Raw genomic sequence first — 17,058 nt, 5'->3', positions numbered from 1 at the left:
AAATTAGATTTTTGCGGCCAAATCGTGCGACATCCGCGACAGCAATTTGTTATCGAGTTTGCAAAACATCAGCGTTCCCGCCAGCAGCAGATGCATCGCCGCAGGCAACAATGTTTCCAGCAAAGTGATCCCGCCGAGCGACGCTGCAGTCTGATGCTCTGCGCCAGCCTGATAAGAGACCATAATGAAGACCAGGCTGATGATCCCGGCACTTGATGCCCAGGCCAGTTTGATAAAGAACAGATTGAAGGCAAAGTTCATGCCGGAGGAACGGATACCATTTTTCCAGTGCCCGTAATCGTCGGCGAACGCCATGATGGAAAAGTGCAGCGGCAAGGTGAACCCGAGGATCACACAGTGTACAAAGATGATACCCAGCCACAGCGTCTGATAATGTTCACCGGCAGGGACAAACCACAGCATCAGGGAAAACACCGCCAGTACCAGATTAGTCAACATATACAGCCGCACGCTGTCGATAAATTTGGTCAGCTGATTGACGATCACCGCGCCAAGAATGGATGCCAGCGTTACCATGCCGAAGAACATAGAGGCGTAGCCCGCCCCGCCTTTCAGCACATAAGTGATGAAATACATGTAGCCGCCGCCACGCAGATTGAACACGTTGATCAGCAGGAAAGACATCAGTAAAACCAGCAGCAACTGATCGTTTTTCAGCATGCCGCGAATGTGTTCCTTAACGCTGAATTGCCCGAGCAGTGCAAGGGGCAGGCGTTCGCGTACCGTGAAGAAGCACCACAGGAACATCACCACAGCAACCGCGCAAAGCAACCCTACGCCCTGCTGATATCCCACCGCCGCATTGCCTTTACCCAACACCTGCACCAGCCACGGCAGCCCGACGGAAACCATAAAGCCCGCCACGCCGCACAGTACAAAGCGCCACGACTGACAAGACATCACTTCGCGATGATCAGTGGTCATGGTGTTAATCAGCGCGCAGTACGGCACGTTGATTGCCGTATAGGACACGGAGAGCAGGAAATAGGTGAAGAAGGCGTAGGCAATTTTGGCATCGCCACTCAGGCCGGGTACCGTAAAAGTGAGAAATCCGACCACGCCAATAGGCAACGCGATCCATAACTGCCAGGGACGAAAACGTCCCCAGCGGCTTTGCGTGCGGTCAGCCAGAATGCCCATCAGCGGATCGGAAATCGCGTCAATCACACGCAGCGAAATAAACAGCGTACCGACAATCGCAGGTGTCAGCCCGAAAACATCGGTATAAAAGAATGTCAGAAAACTGGTGATAAGACAGGTAATTATCGTGCCACCGGCATCACCTAATCCATAACCGATTTTTTCACTGACAGAAAGTTTGGCATTAGCAGAAAGTATTCTGTCCTCACCGTTTACCGGTGCAGAGCCTGTATTAACTGAATCTGTTGGCATTATCTTTCCTCGCTTTTATATCGTTATTTATAAGCTGTAGGAACACAATGAATAAGGCTAATTATTCGTATCAGCCCTGAGATGAAATAAGGTACGCCATAAATCTGGCATAGGGTTCTCATGCCAACAAGAGGAGAGAAAAGTAGTTAAACGGGACAATTCCGACTCACACCCAGAATCTGTGAAGCAGATCAAAACCTCTTCATGCCCGGCTGGTGGTGCACGTTTCCTGTGCTACTGTCAGGCAAAACTTGCCTGATGAGTGCCTTAAAATGCCTGAAATGCTCGCGTTCTCCGTAAATTACCCGGTTAAAGTGCAAAACGGTGGCCTGTTCATTTCCAGAGGAATTGGCACACATCCGACCCGACGTCTGAGTTCGCACGAATTAATTTATGTCGTCCGTGGCTCGTTGTCTTTACAGGAAGAAAATACGCGTTTTGATTTGCATACAGGAGAAAGTTTACTGTTATTTCCCGGCAGGGAACATAAAGGCGTCACAACCTTTGATCCCGATTTAAAATTTTACTGGCTGCATTTTGATATTGTGGAAGATATAGCAATCATTAAACCACAGCAAAATAGTCCCTCTTTACAGCTAAATATTCCACAGCATTGTAAAGTCAGGGACAGTGAAACCCTGTTAACGCTGTTCAGATTATTTTTATATGAACAGGAACGCGGCGGTAATTCTCTTGAGCTGTTCCTGATTTTGCTGTTAGAGGAAGTCTCGCGCGCCTGGCCGGAGAATGTCGAACCCGGCGGCCCCGGCGTGGCGCTGGCCTACAAAGCCCGTCAGCTGATCACCACACAGTTTCATCTGCCACTGGGGGCCTCTGAGCTGGCGCAGCGGCTGCACTGTAACGCGGATTATCTCGGGCGGGTTTTCCGCCTGATCTTTCAGATGACGCTGACGGATGCGCTGCATAAACAACGTGTCGCTGCAGCAGAAAAGCTGTTACTGGCCAATACCGGCAATGTGGCGGACGTGGCACGCCTGACGGGGTTTAACGATGTGGCGTATTTTCGCCGGGTATTTCGTAAACTGCTGGGTATCACACCCGCGGCCTATAAAAAGCTGTATTGCCGGGAGCATATAAACTCCCAATAATTTGATGAAAGCTTGCGCTAACAATCTCAAAAACATCAGAAAACTCATGTTAGTATTGTCGTTTCCCGACTTTAAAGACAACTTTTGCCCATGACAGACTCCTTTGAATTTCTCAGTAATGTGCCGGTTAATCAGCAGATTTATCGCACCTTGCGTCAGGACATCGTCACCTGTGCCATCGCGCCGGGGGCATTCCTGTCGGAGAAAGAAATTTCCACACGCTTTAATGTGTCCCGCCAGCCGGTTCGCGAAGCTTTTATCAAACTGGCCGAAGCCGGGCTGGTTCAGGTTTTACCGCAACGCGGCACCTATGTAATGAAAATTTCCTCCAAGCGGGTTGCCGACGGACGCTTCATTCGCGAAGCAGTCGAAACCGCCGTGGTACGCCGTGCAGCCATGGTCGCCACCGATAAAGATCTGGCCTTGCTCGAACATAATCTTGAGCGTCAGACTCTGGCGGCAAAGAGTCAGCAAACGCAGGAATTCCTGTTGCTGGATGATGAGTTCCACCGCACGATTGCGCAGATCATCGACTGCCGCCTGGCATGGGAAACCGTCGAGCACATCAAAGCGACAATGGATCGCGTGCGCTTTTTGACACTCAGTAAAGTGTCACCGCCGGAAAATCTGATTGCACAACATTATGCGATTTTTGACGGGCTGAAAGCGCATGACCCGGACGCCGCTGAAAAAGCTATCCGCATTCATTTGCAGGAAATGATTTCCACCATTACCCCGATTGCCGAACAGAACAGTGACTGGTTTGATGCCGAGTAAGTAAAAGGACGTTGTAATACACAAACAGTGAACGACAGCGATCAAATTTTGCGGGTTATCCCTAAAATCTGTATGACAACTTGGTGTAAGCTGTAAACCACATCAATATCGTGGATACTTTTATGCCAGCCGCAGCCGCCCTGAAAAAAAGCTACTACAGTGCCGATCAGTCACTGTCCCTCTCCCAGCTCGATAACGAGAAAATCACCCAGATCGTTCACGATCTGGACGTGGCAGAAAGCGAAAAAGAACATTACGTCACGGGCTGGATGGGACAGAACAGCGTGGTACTGGTGAGAAATTATCAGGACAAACGGGGCACTTCCAGCGGCCTGGTGATGTCACGTGGCAACCGTTACAAACTCACCGTTCAGGCCATCACTTTCCGCATCCCCAAAGTGCTGCTGTGGGTCACATTCCGCCGTAAGCCCCGCACCATGACCGTTATTGCCTATAACAAGCTGGGTGAGCAGGCGACCGGCCTGCAACAGTTCATGCATGTGCAGGATCCTGAACTCAGGGAGAAACTGGAACAGGACTGGCGTGAACTGAACGATTATCTCGGCATGGCCTGCTGGCAGATGGATAACAACCGCCCGCAGTGGCGCCAGTTGTATGCGGATATCACGCCGCAAGCCCTCCTGACGCTGGCTGAATCACCGTGGTTCAGTGGCAAAAAACTGCAAAAGGATGGCGAATTTGAAGGGCTGTGGTCACACGGACAATTTATTGGCCGCCGCAGCGGTGAGCATGCGGCATTGCTGCTGTCGTGGCAGGACGAGGAGAACGACGATATTGCCAGCTATCTGTTTGAACGGATGTCAGCAACTAAAATCCGCGTCATGCTGCGCCCGCGTAAAGAAGAAAAATTCTATCCGCTGAACCCGTTTGATGCCGTTCATTTGCAAAAGGCGCTGACGAAATTTCATCAGGTTGAACAGGCGCTGAGCGAAACCCAGCACCAGGCATAATCCGCGGTTACCACCAGCGGTGGAAATGATGCACAGGCCCGATACCGTGGCCGACTTCCAGTGAGTCGGCCTGCATCAGCGCCTGCTGTAAATAGGCTTTGGCTTCGCGTACCGTATCGGCCCAGTTGTGATGACGCGGACGTAACGCGGCCAGCGCGGCCGACAGCGTGCAACCGGTGCCATGGGTATGTCGGGTATTCACACGCGGCGCAGTAAACCGCTCACGGGAACCGGTCACAAACAGCCAGTCAGGGCTTTCCTCATCACTCAGATGTCCCCCTTTCATCAGCACGGCACCACATCCCATCGCCAGTAAGGCTTCTCCCTGCTCACGCATTTCGGTTTCATTCGCCGCCACCGCACAGTCCAGTAACGCCGCCGCTTCGGGCAGATTTGGCGTAATAATGGAAGCCTGCGGGATCAGCAAACGACGCACGGCATCCACGGCCTCCGGCAGCAGTAACGGATCGCCACTTTTCGCCAGCATCACGGTATCCAGCACCACAAACGGCGGCTGATAATGTCTGAGTCGCTCCGCAACCGCCTCCACAATCTGACTGTTCGCCAGCATGCCGATTTTCGCACTGTCGATCCGCACATCGCTCAGTACGGAATCGAGCTGCGCTGAAACGAAACCGGGCTCAATGTTATAGACCGACTGCACACCACGGGTGTTCTGCGCCACCAGCGCGGTGATCACACTGGTGCCGTACGCACCCAGCGCCGAGAAGGTTTTCAAATCCGCCTGGATCCCCGCCCCGCCACTCGGATCTGTGCCTGCAATCGTCAGTGCATTAATACGTTTCATTGTATTTCCTCGCCATTCAGCCATTCCTCGCCCATTAAATACAGATTATCGAAGTATTCAGGCGTGAAACTGCCCGGCCCCTTCACGACCGCACAGGCGCGCTCGCCGGCACAGGACATCACCCGGCAGGCGGCGGCCACGTTATCCAGGCGATCACCCGGCAAAGCCACAAAGGCCGCCACCACCGCAGATAATGCGCATCCGGTACCCACCACGCGGGTCATCATCGGATGTCCGCCAGCCACCGCCCAACTGCGCATCCCGTCGGTGACGTAATCGGTTTCACCCGTCACAGCCACTACCGCGCCGGTCTCCCGCGCCAGTTGCTGTGCGGCAGGTAAGGCAGAAAGGGAATCATCACCGCTGTCCACGCCCCGCCCGGACGCACTGAGGCCGCTGAGAGCCAGGATTTCCGAGGCATTACCGCGGATTGCGGCAGGTTTAAGTGTGATGATTTCACGACAGAATTCTGTACGCCAGCTCAGACCGCCGACAGCAACCGGATCCAGCACCCAGGGCTTTCCGGCCTGACTGGCTGCGTGAATAGCCGCCCGCATCGCATCGGCATGGGGATGTGTCAGCGTGCCGACGTTCACCAATAAGGCATCAGCAATGGCGCCAAATTGCGCCGCTTCGGCGGGATCAACCACCATCGCCGGAGATGCACCCAGCGCCAGCAGGACATTGGCGGTAAAAGATTGCACCACGTCGTTGGTCAGGCAGTGAACCAGCGGCGCTGAAAGGCGGAGTCGTTTCAGAGAAGTGGCGGCTAAGGCGCCGGGCAAGAAGGTAGGTCGGGTATTCATAAATCTCCCCACCGGCACTCAGGAAGGCGGTATCAGGAGAGATACCTGACTTCCCTACGCTGGCATAATCCAGATCAGGTAATACGGGTAAAATCTCAGCCCTGCTTTGCAGCGGGCACCCCGAGTCAAGGGAACATTATTGGCGGCGGAGGTCAGAAGATCAATCAGGAAATGCGTTAAAAACCACTGTTCTCTAATAGGACAGTATTAACATATCCATTGGTTTGACAGGAATACCCTTACTAAGGCGGCTTTTCATTAATATGTTATTTTTGCCACAAGCATCACATATACCTGCTAATCTATATCAAATACCGTCTGGTTTTATATATGCTTAAGAATATCTATAAGTGCTTTTACTTATTGAAATGATTATATTAAATTCATGAATAATATACATCAGCGTTAGCAGAGGAATGTGATGTGAAATTAATTATACAAATACCTTGCTTTAATGAAGGTGGCACGTTGGCTATTGCTCTGAATGCCTTGCCCCGGCATGTTGAAGGCTTTGATAGCGTTGAATGGCTGATTATTGATGATGGCAGCTCAGACGATACCATCGACGTGGCCAGGAAAAATGGCGTAGACCACATAGTCAGGCATAAGACCAATAAAGGCCTGGCTTATGCATTCATGACAGGAATTGATGCCTGTTTAAAATTTGGTGCCGACGTCATCGTCAATACTGATGCCGATAATCAATATAATGCAGATGATATTCCGAAATTAGTTGCCCCAATACTCTCGTCACAGGCAGAATTTGTTATTGGGGAACGTCCAATTCAGGCAATTGAACACTTCTCACCTTTGAAGAAATTACTTCAAAAACTAGGGAGTTGGGTTGTGCGGACGGCCAGTAAAACGGATATTCCTGACGCGCCCAGTGGTTTTCGTGCAATTAACCGCGAAACGGCTCAAAAGCTTATAGTTTTCAGTAATTATACTTATACCCTTGAAACTATTATCCAAGCCGGACAGAAAAACATCTCTATTACATCCGTACCTATCAGAGTAAATGATGACTTACGCCCTTCCCGACTGGTGAAAAGTACATTTTCATATATCAAAAGAAGCGTAATCACAATTATAAGAATATTCGTGATCTATCGTCCATTCAGATTTTTTGGAACCATTGGCTTGACACTTTTCACCATTGGATTTTTGATCGGACTACGTTTCTTATTCAAATACTTTACGGGAGATGGCACAGGAAATATACAGTCTCTAATTTTGGCATCTATCTTGTTGGGGATGGGATTTCAGACCTTGCTGATTGCATTCGTTGCAGATTTGCTTTCTGCTAACAGAACATTACTTGAAGATTTAAGATTTAAAACCGCACAACTGCACAACAGAAATCCTCAACCTTTGGCAAAAAAAAATTATCCACCTGAAAAAGATCAATTATAAAACTAGAAAATTATTACAATAGGAAAAATGATGGCTATAAAAATTGCTGGTGGTAAAACTGAAGATGGTATTGTTGTAGGTAATAATTACAATAAATATGCTTCTAAAAATCCAATAGTACGCTGGATGATGAAAGGGTTCGAGAATTCTCTTTCAGGACTTGTTGCAACCGTTGATCCTCAGACGATCCATGAAGTTGGATGTGGCGAAGGATATTGGGTTCTTAAGTGGAATAAAGAGGGAATTGATGCGAGGGGGTGTGACTTTTCACAACAAATTATTAGTATTGCACAAGAAAACTCATCCTCAGAAAATTTGCCCGCTTCATTATTCAAAACAAGAAGTATTTATGACCTCAATAAATCTGAGGATTCTGCGGAGCTGATTGTCTGTTGCGAGGTGCTGGAGCATCTGGAAGATCCTGAAGCAGGCTTAAAGGCAATAAAAAAAGTAGCCGATAATTATGTCATATTAAGTGTTCCCAGAGAGCCTTTGTGGCGAGTACTTAACCTTGCCCGTGGGAAATATGTTAAGGATATTGGAAACACTCCCGGTCACTTACAACACTGGTCAAAAAAATCATTCATAGAATTAGTTGATAAACACTTCATTATTGTTGAAGTGAAAAGCCCATTACCATGGACAATGATTTTATGTCGCCAGCGTTAAAATTTAATAAATCGACGATAAATATCGCACTTAATATCCTGGGTAGCGGATTGGCAATAATCGGCGTCATTTTTGTCGTAGCACGCCTCCATAATTATTGGCAAAAAGCGGACATTCAATCTTTACCTCCTGTCTCTTGGTTATTGATTGGGTTTATGGCCATATGCTATGGCATAATAAATTTGTTACTTGCTATTGCATGGAAAAGCATCTTACTTCACTTGACTATTTCTGTCGAAAAAAGGTGGGCAATCAGAACTTATGGGATATCTCAGCTTGCTAAATATATTCCCGGGAATATTTTTCATATAGCGGGAAGACAAGCTATAGCAATGGCTTCAGGATACCCTTCCAGGCAAGTTTTAAAATCAAATTTTTATGAATTAATATTGATAGCAATAGCAGGTAGTACCTCTATATTTCTCATTATACCAATAATATTCCCCGTCATACCGCAAGTTATAGGGGTAATGATTACCGTCTTAAGCATCATCATAACCTTCGCTGTAATTAAAGTATTTTTTAGTAAGCAACTTTCGTATGCATTCTTATTGCAACTACTATTTCTTTCTCTGTCTGCAATAATATTTACTTTTATTTTAACAGAAATTTCATTCAAAGAACGAATACCATTAAACTACTATATTTATATATTTGGCGCATATACCATTGCATGGCTTGTAGGGTTAATCACTCCGGGAGCGCCAGCAGGAGTGGGCATAAGAGAGTTAGTTATTGTTTTTTGTCTGCGATCTATTATCCCAGAGTCTGAATTGTTGCTAGCCGTGGTATTAGGGCGTTTTGTCACCGTTCTCGGGGATGTCGTATTCTATTTCTATGTATACACGCTATTGAATATCAAAAAGGATAAAAGTCATGAGCCTGTTAAATAAAGATAAAATGGCCCTGCTTGTGTTTGTGATTTTTTTCATCCTTTGCACTGGCTACTATTTAAACACTGACTTAGGGTTGTTTCCTGATGAAAACCCGCATCTCGGATATGTTCTTGATGTTGCCAAACACGGCTTCCCTGATTATATATCTGGAAAATCATATGGTTCTGTAAAGTTGAACAGACTCGAGCACCCAGCACTTTATTATATCATTGCGGGAATGATAGATAATATCGCAACTTTACTAAGCTCGCCTCTTTATAAGTCTTTACGCATTATCAATTTCTTCATATCTTCACTTACGCTAATCTTCATATATAAAAGCCTAAAATCTTTTAAAGTAAATAATGAATCTGCTATTCTCTCAATGCTGGTACTCGTCAGTATACCTATGTTTATCTTGCTTAGCGCTTCGATAAATAATGACCCTCTTATGATTTTAGGATGTGCTCTGGTATTTTATGGTCTCAGCCTCTACTATAATTATCATTCTGTCAGACATACATTGCATTATATATTAATTGGCGGAATTATCGTTTCTTTGACAAAGGCCACTGGTGCTTTATCTGTTGTTTGTATTCTTTTTATATTCATCCTTATAGAAAACAAAAGACTGCTCATCAAATGCAATGAATTGAAACGCGCAGATTTTATTTACATAACCCTCTCAATATTATGTGTTGTGGCCTATTATGTTTTCATGCTGCTCACTTATGGAAAGTTTTTCCCGGCACCTCAGGGTGATCCAAGTGATTGGTTCCACGCCGCTAATCCTGACGCACCACGCTTTACAAAAATGGAGTACATTACTGCTTTTTACCAGTCAAATTTAAATACATTACTAACACCATATGGACATAAATCATTCGATGACTGGGACATCAGACGACAACTTCTGGGCCTGACCTTAAGCCTGTTGCCAATATTTTGTGTCATCGCTATTTATAGAAAAATAAAAGATCGCTCTCCACAATGGCGCTTCATTGCATTAAGTGCAATTTCATTTTTATTATTCATAGGATTTTATTTCATTACAATTTATCGTTTAAATGTTAAAACTGGATATCCAGGCGCTATGCAAGCTCGTTATTTTTTTGGTTTTTTACCTGCTATGGTCATCGTTTACGCCCTCGTTATCCATGGTATAAAAATAAATTTCATAAGACTTTCGCTAAGTATCTTAATATCATTTACGACTCTACTTTCCTTTTATCCTGCATTATATCCTTCAGTAAGCAATATGATTCACCCCTATTTTGGACAAACCAGTATCAATACAGTAGTAGGCGAACTCACAAAAGACCACTTGTTTGAGCAAAGTTTTATTGCACAATACAATTCTGTAGAAAGGGTTGATCTGAATCTCGCCACCTATGCAAGAATAAACACCGGAATACTGTCACTGGAAATAGTTGATAACTCAGATAATGTGATAGCGCAAAGCAAATTAAGCATAAACAAAATTCACGATAATACTTGGGTCACTTTTAATTTTAAACCAACAGTTCTAATAAAAGGATCAATGTATAAACTCAGATTATCATCACATGATAGTATTCAGGGAAACGCAATTACCTGGTATGCCTATAAAAAACCCAACCCTTATCCTATGTATAATGGGACAGTGTATGGACCGGAAGAATCAAACAGCAAAGATAATGAAGGTGTCCAAGCATTTATAGATGAAAAGCCACTAGAGGCAACATTCTCATTCAAAATTTACGGGCCAGCCTGGAATTATGCATTTAAAAATTAGTAAGTTATAGATAGTATAACGTCTTCTCCTTCGTATCCTCACTATCAGTAGATGCGGAAATTATTTTTTAAGAATTGGCTTTCAGGGAGATTACGTTTTGCCATCAACTCTCAAGATCCGTCCTTATGAAGAAGCAGACCGCCCGTTTTTACGCACGTTGTATCTGGCCTCACGCAAGCATACCTGGACATGGCTGGAAGACGATTTTCAGCTGGAAGATTTTGACCGCGCAGTGATCGGCGAGACGATTCTGGTGGCAGAACGTGACGGACATTTACTGGGATTCGCCTCAATTTTCACTCAGGAAAATTTCCTGCATAACCTGTTTGTTGATCCGCAATATCAGGGAACCGGTGCAGGTTCAGCATTGCTTCAGGCTGCGGAAGAAGCGTTTACCCGTCAGGGATCGCTGAAATGCTTAGTAAAGAGTAAAAAATCAGTTGCTTTTTATCTGTCAAAAGGCTGGAACATCATCTCTACGGGGGACAGTCCAAAAGGTGAATACTATTTGTTTCATTCATCAAAAAAATAATTAAGGAAGAAATGATTACCTCACAGAACTGTATTTTCGCGATCCTGATGAATATCAATTTTTCTTTGTCGTTAAGAGGTTAAATTCCGCAGCGGTGCTATACATACTTGGTCTTCCTTAAAATATTTCGAGGGTACGAATGAAAACAATAAAACTGATGCAGATCGCCGCAGTGACTGGCGCACTGTTCCTGGCCGGTTGTACCAGCCACATTACCAAGACGGAAAAATACTCAGGTTTTTTAGGCGATTATTCCGGCCTTAAGGAAGTGAAAACGGCTGGGGGAAATCCGGTTCTGCGCTGGATCGATCCTTCGTTTAAGAAAGAAAATTATTCTTACATCAAATACGAACCGATTAAATTCTACCCGGAACCGCAGCCTACGGCGCAGATCGACAAAACCACCTTGCAGGGGGTGCTGGATTACGCCAACAGCCGCATGAAACCTGCACTGGCAGAGCGCCTGCCACTGACAGATCACGCAGGGCCGCGCACATTGATTTTCAAAGGTGCGATCACCGGTGTGAACACGTCGGCAGAAGGTTTGCAGTTCTATGAAGTCGTCCCGGTCGCGCTGGTTATTGCCGGTACTCAAACCGCGACAGGCCACCGCACGCGTGATACTGAAGTGTATTTCGAAGGTGAGCTGATCGACGCCAGTACTGGCAAACCGGTGATCAAAGTCGTGCGTAAAGGATTCGGTAAACAAGTTTCTAATGATAAACAGAAAGTTACCGCCAACGATTTAAAAGTTGTGGTAGATAGCCTGGCGAATGATACCAAGCTGTTCAACGAATAAGTTCCGGTTTTCCGCACCTTCAGACACAGGCAGTCGTAAGGCTGCCTTTTTTCAGACTGAATCAGCGATAAACTCACGCAGCCACTGATGTGCAGGATCACGATGAGCGCGCTCGTGCCAGACCATGTACATCTCGAACCCCGAAACATCCAGCGGCGGTGTAGTAACCTGCAAAGCAGGATTTCCACGTACCAGACGTTCCGGCAACATCGCCACCAGATCAGTGGTCATCAGCACCTGAACGACAAACAGGAAATGCGGCACGGACATGACGACGCGGCGCGATAATCCAGTGGCCGCCAGCGCGATGTCAGTATTGCCATAGAAACCCCCACCATCAGGTGAAACGATCACATGTTCCAGTGCGCAAAACGCTGAACGCGATATCTCGCCTTTAACCTGCGGATGTCCTTTTCTGCTCACCAAAACATAACGTTCAGCAAACAATAATCGGCTGTGCAGGCCATTCATCACCGCCTCGCCGGTATGGAATGCGAGATCCAGCGTACCCTGCTCCATTTTGCGGATAATCCGCGCAGGTGACGTTTCAAAAATAGCCAGCCGTGCAGAAGGTGCGGCTCTACGTAATGCCCGTAACGCGGGTAGCACAATGGTCGATTCGCCATAATCTGCCGCCCCCAGATTCCAGGTATTCTTTGCCGTCGAGGGGTCAAACACTTCACCCGCAGACACGGCCTGGTCCAGCGCGGCCAGTGCCCGTCGCAGCGGCTCACGTAATTCATCAGCACGCGCGGTCGGACGCATCCCCCGTGGACCCGGCAGCAGCAAAGGGTCATCAAAAAATTCCCGCAACTTCGCGAGCTGAACGCTGACTGAAGGTTGTGAAAGATTACGGCGTTGCGCCGTACGCGTGACGTTTTGCTCGGCGAGCAGGACATCCAGCGTCAGCAACAAATTGAGATCCAAACGGCCGAAATTACTCATCGCTATACCTGCTATATGATCAATTCATTTCAACTATACCTGACAACAACCTACTCTGCGTTTACCACTTAGCGGAGAATTCGTCATGAATGTATTGATCGTCTATGCCCACCCTGAATCACAATCACTGAACGGCTCGCTGAAAGATTTTGCGGTCAGTCACCTGCAGGCCGCCGGGCACAATGTGCAGATATCGGATTTGTATGCCATGCAATGGAAAGCTGCGCTGGATGCCGGAGATAACACCGAGCCTTCACCAGGGCCTTTTCAACCTTCGCAGGATTCACAGCGCGCTTACCAGAATGGCACGCAAAGCCATGACATTGGCGCCGAACAGGAAAAATTACAGTGGGCTGATACCGTGATATTTCAGTTCCCGCTATGGTGGTTTTCAATGCCCGCGATTATGAAAGGCTGGGTGGAACGCGTTTATGCCTACGGATTTGCTTACGGTGTCGGTGAACATTCCGACACGCACTGGGGCGACCGTTACGGAGAAGGCAAAATGGCCGGTAAACGCGCCATGCTGATGGTCACGACCGGCGGGTGGGAACCGCATTACAGTGCGCGTGGGATTAATGGCCCTATCGACGAGCTGCTGTTCCCGATCCATCACGGCATCCTGCACTATCCGGGCTTCAGCGTACTGCCGCCGCTGGTGTTCTACCGCACCGGACGCATGGATGAAACCCGCTATGCGCAAATTTGCGCGGAGATGTCTCACCGGCTGGATACATTAGAAAGCGCGACACCCATTTCATTCCGCCAGCAGAATGGCGGCGATTACGCTATTCCGTCACTGATATTGAAACCGGAAATTGCGCCGGAGAAAAATGGGTTTGCGGCGCATTTGAAATAACGATCTGAGAGAATTTCAGGCATAAAAAATGCCAGTGGATAATTTAATCACACTGGCGTTTTGTGGATTTTAAATAGCAGATGTCTCTAAAACTTATTCCCATTTGATCGCTATTTTCTCAATGCGCTTTGCCGTTTTTGGCTAAATACATGGCGTTGTCGGCATATTCGAGAAGCTGACGTTCATCGTTACCATGCTCCGGATAGAGTGCGATTCCGATACTGGGCGTGATGGTCAAACTGTGGCCTTCCAGGGTAAAAGGAGGATTGAAAGCGTCACGGATTTTCTCTGCTACCCGAGCAGACGCGGGTAAGGAAACCCCCTGAAGCAAAATCACAAACTCATCGCCGCCGACACGAGCGACGGTGTCCGATTCGCGCACACACAACTTCAGGCGCGCAGCGGCCCCCTGCAGCAGTAAATCCCCAATACCATGGCCAAGCGTATCGTTAACCTGTTTAAATTTGTCGAGATCAATGTACAACAGCGACAACTGACCTTGCTCCCGACGTGCTGTTGAGAGCGCGACTTTCAGGCGGTCATGCAAAAAACCACGGTTCGGGAGGTCGGTCAGTGGATCATACTGCGCCATATACTGCAGCCGAGCCTGCATTTGCTGACGCTCAATGACAGTCGCTATTTGAGTCGAAACGAACTGCAGTAACTCCTGATCCTGTTCGTTGTAGCACACACCACCCGGGTAGCTTTTGACCATAAGCACGCCAATCGTGCCCTTATGCGACTTGAGCGGAACACCCAGCCAGCAGAATGGATTCATGCCAAAAGAGACCCGCAATTCTTCCATGCGGGCAACCATCGTTTCAGGTGTGAGCAGCAGCGGCAGACCGGTATGAATAATCTCTGCGTAGAACGTACCTGGGATCAGGGTAAAGGGGTCTGGCCTCGGCAGAAACTGATCCACATGATAAGGGAAGCTAAGTTTACCGGTTTCATCATCGTAGAGCGTCACCGAGAAATTATCGACGGGCAGCAGCGTGCCGACGATCTCATGAATACGCTGGAATAACTTGAGTAAATCTTCGGCGGTATGTGCAGCTTCAGAAATAGAATAAAGCGCAGACTGCAACAATTCGGATCGTTTGCGTTCGGTAATATCTCGGGCAACACCAATGCGCAATTGATCAGCCGGTGACCAGCGTGCCGTCCACATGATGTTGACTACTTGTCCATTCTTATGAATGTAACGGTTCTCAAAATGAAACTGAGGATTGCCAGACATGATCCCCACCACCGAGTTTCGGGTTATTTCCCGATCTTCAGGCAGCATCATGTCAAACATGTTTTTGCCGATCATTTCTTTCGGCGTATAGCCAAAGATACGTTCGCATGATGCACTCGCAAAAACGATATTGGCATGGGCATCAACCGCAAAAACAGCATCCATCATGAGATCAATAAAACTGGCCAACGGCGCGTGAGGATTCGATTCCATAGAGAAACTATAAGGCCTGAATATAAGAGTGAGTACGACTACCTTTACGATAGATATCCGTCGTCCATTAGCACTGCATCGTTTTGCACCACCGGTTAAAGATAGTACAGGTACAGTTGAATAAACTATGGAAAGAATCACATGATAAGGTTGAAACAGCCGTCTGATATCTGACAGATATCAAAAAGCCCGCATTTACGCGGGCTTAGAGGTATTTATTGCTTTAACGTGCAGGCTGTTGCCAGACGCGAAATCATTCCCACTCAATCGTTGCCGGTGGTTTGCCCGAGATATCATAGACAACGCGGGAGATACCGTCGACTTCGTTGATGATGCGATTGGAGCAGCGGCCAAGGAAATCGTACGGCAGGTGTGCCCAGTGCGCGGTCATGAAATCGATGGTTTCTACTGCACGCAGAGAAACGACCCAGTCGTATTTACGGCCATCGCCCATCACACCAACGGAGCGGACAGGCAGGAAGACGGTGAAGGCCTGGCTGACTTTGTTATACAGGTCGGCTTTATGCAGTTCTTCGATGAAGATAGCATCGGCGCGACGCAGCAGGTCGCAGTATTCTTTCTTCACTTCGCCCAGCACGCGAACGCCCAGACCCGGCCCCGGGAACGGGTGACGGTAAAGCATGTCATACGGCAGGCCGAGTTCCAGACCGATTTTACGTACTTCGTCTTTGAACAGTTCTTTCAGCGGCTCAACCAGACCCAGTTTCATTTCTTTCGGCAAACCGCCCACGTTGTGGTGCGATTTGATCACGTGCGCTTTACCGGTGGCCGAGGCTGCGGATTCAATCACGTCAGGGTAGATGGTGCCCTGCGCCAGCCATTTCACTTCATCCTGCTTGCAGGCTTCTTCATCGAACACTTCAACAAAGACGCGGCCGATGATTTTACGTTTGGCCTCAGGTTCATCAACGCCTGCCAGCGCAGACAGGAAGCGCTCTTCCGCAGCGACATGAACGATGTTCAGACCGAAACGGTCACCGAACATTTCCAGCACCTGATCTGCTTCGTTAAGACGCAGCAGACCGTTATCGACGAACACGCAAGTCAGACGGTCGCCAATGGCGCGGTGCAGCAACATGGCGGTCACGGAAGAGTCAACGCCACCGGACAGGCCGAGGATCACATGATCGTCGCCAATCTGCACACGCAGACGTTCAACGGCATCTTCAATGATTTTTGCCGGCGTCCACAGGGCTTCGCACTCGCAGATATCCATGATGAAACGTTCGAGCATACGCAGGCCCTGACGGGTATGCGTCACTTCCGGGTGGAACTGCACACCGTAGAAGCGTTTTTCTTCGTTGGCCATAATGGCAAACGGGCAAGTCTCAGTGCTGGCAACGGTCACAAAATCAGACGGGATGGCCGTCACTTTATCGCCGTGGCTCATCCAGACGTCGAGCAACGGTTTGTTGTTCTCACTCAGGGCATCCTGAATGTCACGGATCAGCGCACTTTCAGTCTGAACTTCAACCTGCGCATAACCAAATTCGCGCTCGTTAGAGCCTTCAACATGGCCGCCTAACTGCATCGCCATGGTTTGCATGCCGTAGCAGACGCCCAGAACCGGTACACCGGCTTCGAAGACATAGTCTGGTGCACGCGGGCTGTCATGCTCGGTGGTACTTTCCGGGCCGCCGGACAGGATGATCCCGTTCGGATTGAATTCGCGGATTTGGGCTTCGGTTACGTCCCAGGCCCAGAGTTCGCAATAGACACCCAGTTCACGCACGCGGCGCGCAACAAGTTGGGTGTACTGGGAGCCGAAATCGAGGATCAGGATACGGTGCTTGTGAATATTTTCGCTCATGAGGGGGCGTTTTCCAGAAAGCAA

The 17,058-nt window shown here is 48.0% G+C and carries 16 protein-coding genes and 1 riboswitch; of the genes, 10 read left to right on the top strand and 6 right to left on the bottom strand.

Annotated elements, in window-relative coordinates:
• Positions 1 to 3: 3 nt before the first annotated feature.
• Positions 4 to 1,413: an MFS transporter gene (locus tag GW591_RS00960; protein WP_013574396.1), complete on the bottom strand. Its 1,410-nt coding sequence runs from the start codon at positions 1,411 to 1,413 to the stop codon at positions 4 to 6.
• A gap of 272 nt (positions 1,414 to 1,685) precedes the next feature.
• Between GW591_RS00960 and GW591_RS00955 the strand changes: the two genes are divergently transcribed.
• From GW591_RS00955 to GW591_RS00945, 3 genes are all read left to right on the top strand, one after another.
• A complete protein-coding gene (locus GW591_RS00955; protein WP_166859954.1) occupies positions 1,686 to 2,522 on the top strand; it encodes an AraC family transcriptional regulator in 837 nt (278 codons plus the stop codon).
• Positions 2,523 to 2,612: 90 nt separating this feature from the next.
• Positions 2,613 to 3,299, top strand: coding sequence for a GntR family transcriptional regulator (locus tag GW591_RS00950; RefSeq protein WP_013574394.1), 687 nt, complete (start codon positions 2,613 to 2,615; stop codon positions 3,297 to 3,299).
• A 122-nt stretch (positions 3,300 to 3,421) separates the two neighbouring features.
• Complete coding sequence (locus GW591_RS00945) at positions 3,422 to 4,270, top strand: hypothetical protein (RefSeq protein WP_166859952.1); 849 nt, start codon at positions 3,422 to 3,424, stop codon at positions 4,268 to 4,270.
• Between the two features lie 7 nt (positions 4,271 to 4,277).
• Here the strand turns inward: GW591_RS00945 and thiD are convergent, their stop codons facing one another.
• Both thiD and thiM read right to left on the bottom strand, forming a co-directional pair.
• The gene (gene thiD / locus GW591_RS00940; RefSeq protein ID WP_015689480.1) at positions 4,278 to 5,078 is read right to left on the bottom strand and encodes a bifunctional hydroxymethylpyrimidine kinase/phosphomethylpyrimidine kinase; all 801 of its coding nucleotides are present in this window, start codon (positions 5,076 to 5,078) and stop codon (positions 4,278 to 4,280) included.
• A complete protein-coding gene (gene thiM, locus GW591_RS00935) occupies positions 5,075 to 5,884 on the bottom strand; it encodes a hydroxyethylthiazole kinase (protein ID WP_119261350.1) in 810 nt (269 codons plus the stop codon). The genes thiD and thiM overlap by 4 nt, the downstream gene beginning before the upstream one ends.
• Before the next feature lie 34 nt (positions 5,885 to 5,918).
• Positions 5,919 to 6,017: riboswitch (TPP riboswitch) on the bottom strand.
• Between the two features lie 290 nt (positions 6,018 to 6,307).
• On the opposite strand from thiM, the gene GW591_RS00930 reads away from it, so the two are divergent.
• The 6 genes from GW591_RS00930 to GW591_RS00905 all read left to right on the top strand — a co-directional run bounded on the left by GW591_RS00930 (position 6,308) and on the right by GW591_RS00905 (position 11,946).
• A complete protein-coding gene (locus GW591_RS00930) occupies positions 6,308 to 7,297 on the top strand; it encodes a glycosyltransferase family 2 protein (RefSeq protein WP_051931106.1) in 990 nt (329 codons plus the stop codon).
• A 30-nt stretch (positions 7,298 to 7,327) separates the two neighbouring features.
• Positions 7,328 to 7,966, top strand: a complete 639-nt coding sequence (locus tag GW591_RS00925; RefSeq protein WP_191996165.1) for a class I SAM-dependent methyltransferase — start codon at positions 7,328 to 7,330, stop codon at positions 7,964 to 7,966.
• Positions 7,951 to 8,859, top strand: coding sequence for a hypothetical protein (locus GW591_RS00920; protein WP_126124674.1), 909 nt, complete (start codon positions 7,951 to 7,953; stop codon positions 8,857 to 8,859). Before GW591_RS00925 ends, GW591_RS00920 begins: the two co-directional genes overlap by 16 nt.
• Entirely contained in the window at positions 8,843 to 10,615 is a 1,773-nt protein-coding gene (locus tag GW591_RS00915; RefSeq protein ID WP_119261348.1) for an ArnT family glycosyltransferase, read from the top strand. Before GW591_RS00920 ends, GW591_RS00915 begins: the two co-directional genes overlap by 17 nt.
• Positions 10,616 to 10,712: 97 nt before the next feature.
• Entirely contained in the window at positions 10,713 to 11,147 is a 435-nt protein-coding gene (locus GW591_RS00910; protein WP_037036391.1) for a GNAT family N-acetyltransferase, read from the top strand.
• Between the two features lie 139 nt (positions 11,148 to 11,286).
• Positions 11,287 to 11,946 carry a DUF3313 domain-containing protein gene (locus tag GW591_RS00905; RefSeq protein ID WP_013574389.1) on the top strand — a complete coding sequence of 220 codons (660 nt, stop codon included), beginning with the start codon at positions 11,287 to 11,289 and terminating at the stop codon, positions 11,944 to 11,946.
• Between the two features lie 51 nt (positions 11,947 to 11,997).
• Here GW591_RS00905 and GW591_RS00900 read toward each other — a convergent pair whose 3' ends face one another.
• Positions 11,998 to 12,891: a LysR family transcriptional regulator gene (locus tag GW591_RS00900; protein WP_121019580.1), complete on the bottom strand. Its 894-nt coding sequence runs from the start codon at positions 12,889 to 12,891 to the stop codon at positions 11,998 to 12,000.
• 85 nt (positions 12,892 to 12,976) lie between these two features.
• Here GW591_RS00900 and GW591_RS00895 point away from each other — a divergent pair, with 85 nt between their 5' ends.
• Positions 12,977 to 13,750 (top strand): NAD(P)H-dependent oxidoreductase, encoded by a 774-nt coding sequence (locus GW591_RS00895; protein ID WP_121019581.1) that lies wholly within the window; start codon positions 12,977 to 12,979, stop codon positions 13,748 to 13,750.
• Positions 13,751 to 13,868: 118 nt separating this feature from the next.
• On the opposite strand, the gene GW591_RS00890 is transcribed toward GW591_RS00895, so the two are convergent.
• Both GW591_RS00890 and guaA read right to left on the bottom strand, forming a co-directional pair.
• A complete protein-coding gene (locus tag GW591_RS00890; RefSeq protein ID WP_121019582.1) occupies positions 13,869 to 15,203 on the bottom strand; it encodes a sensor domain-containing protein in 1,335 nt (444 codons plus the stop codon).
• A 253-nt stretch (positions 15,204 to 15,456) separates the two neighbouring features.
• A complete protein-coding gene (gene guaA, locus GW591_RS00885) occupies positions 15,457 to 17,034 on the bottom strand; it encodes a glutamine-hydrolyzing GMP synthase (RefSeq protein ID WP_013574385.1) in 1,578 nt (525 codons plus the stop codon).
• Positions 17,035 to 17,058 lie beyond the last annotated feature (24 nt).

It is taken from the genome of Rahnella aceris (genome assembly GCF_011684115.1).
Taxonomy (GTDB): domain Bacteria; phylum Pseudomonadota; class Gammaproteobacteria; order Enterobacterales; family Enterobacteriaceae; genus Rahnella; species Rahnella aceris.
Note: the sequence above shows the minus strand (reverse complement) of the source record. Positions and strands in the feature narration are given on the sequence as shown.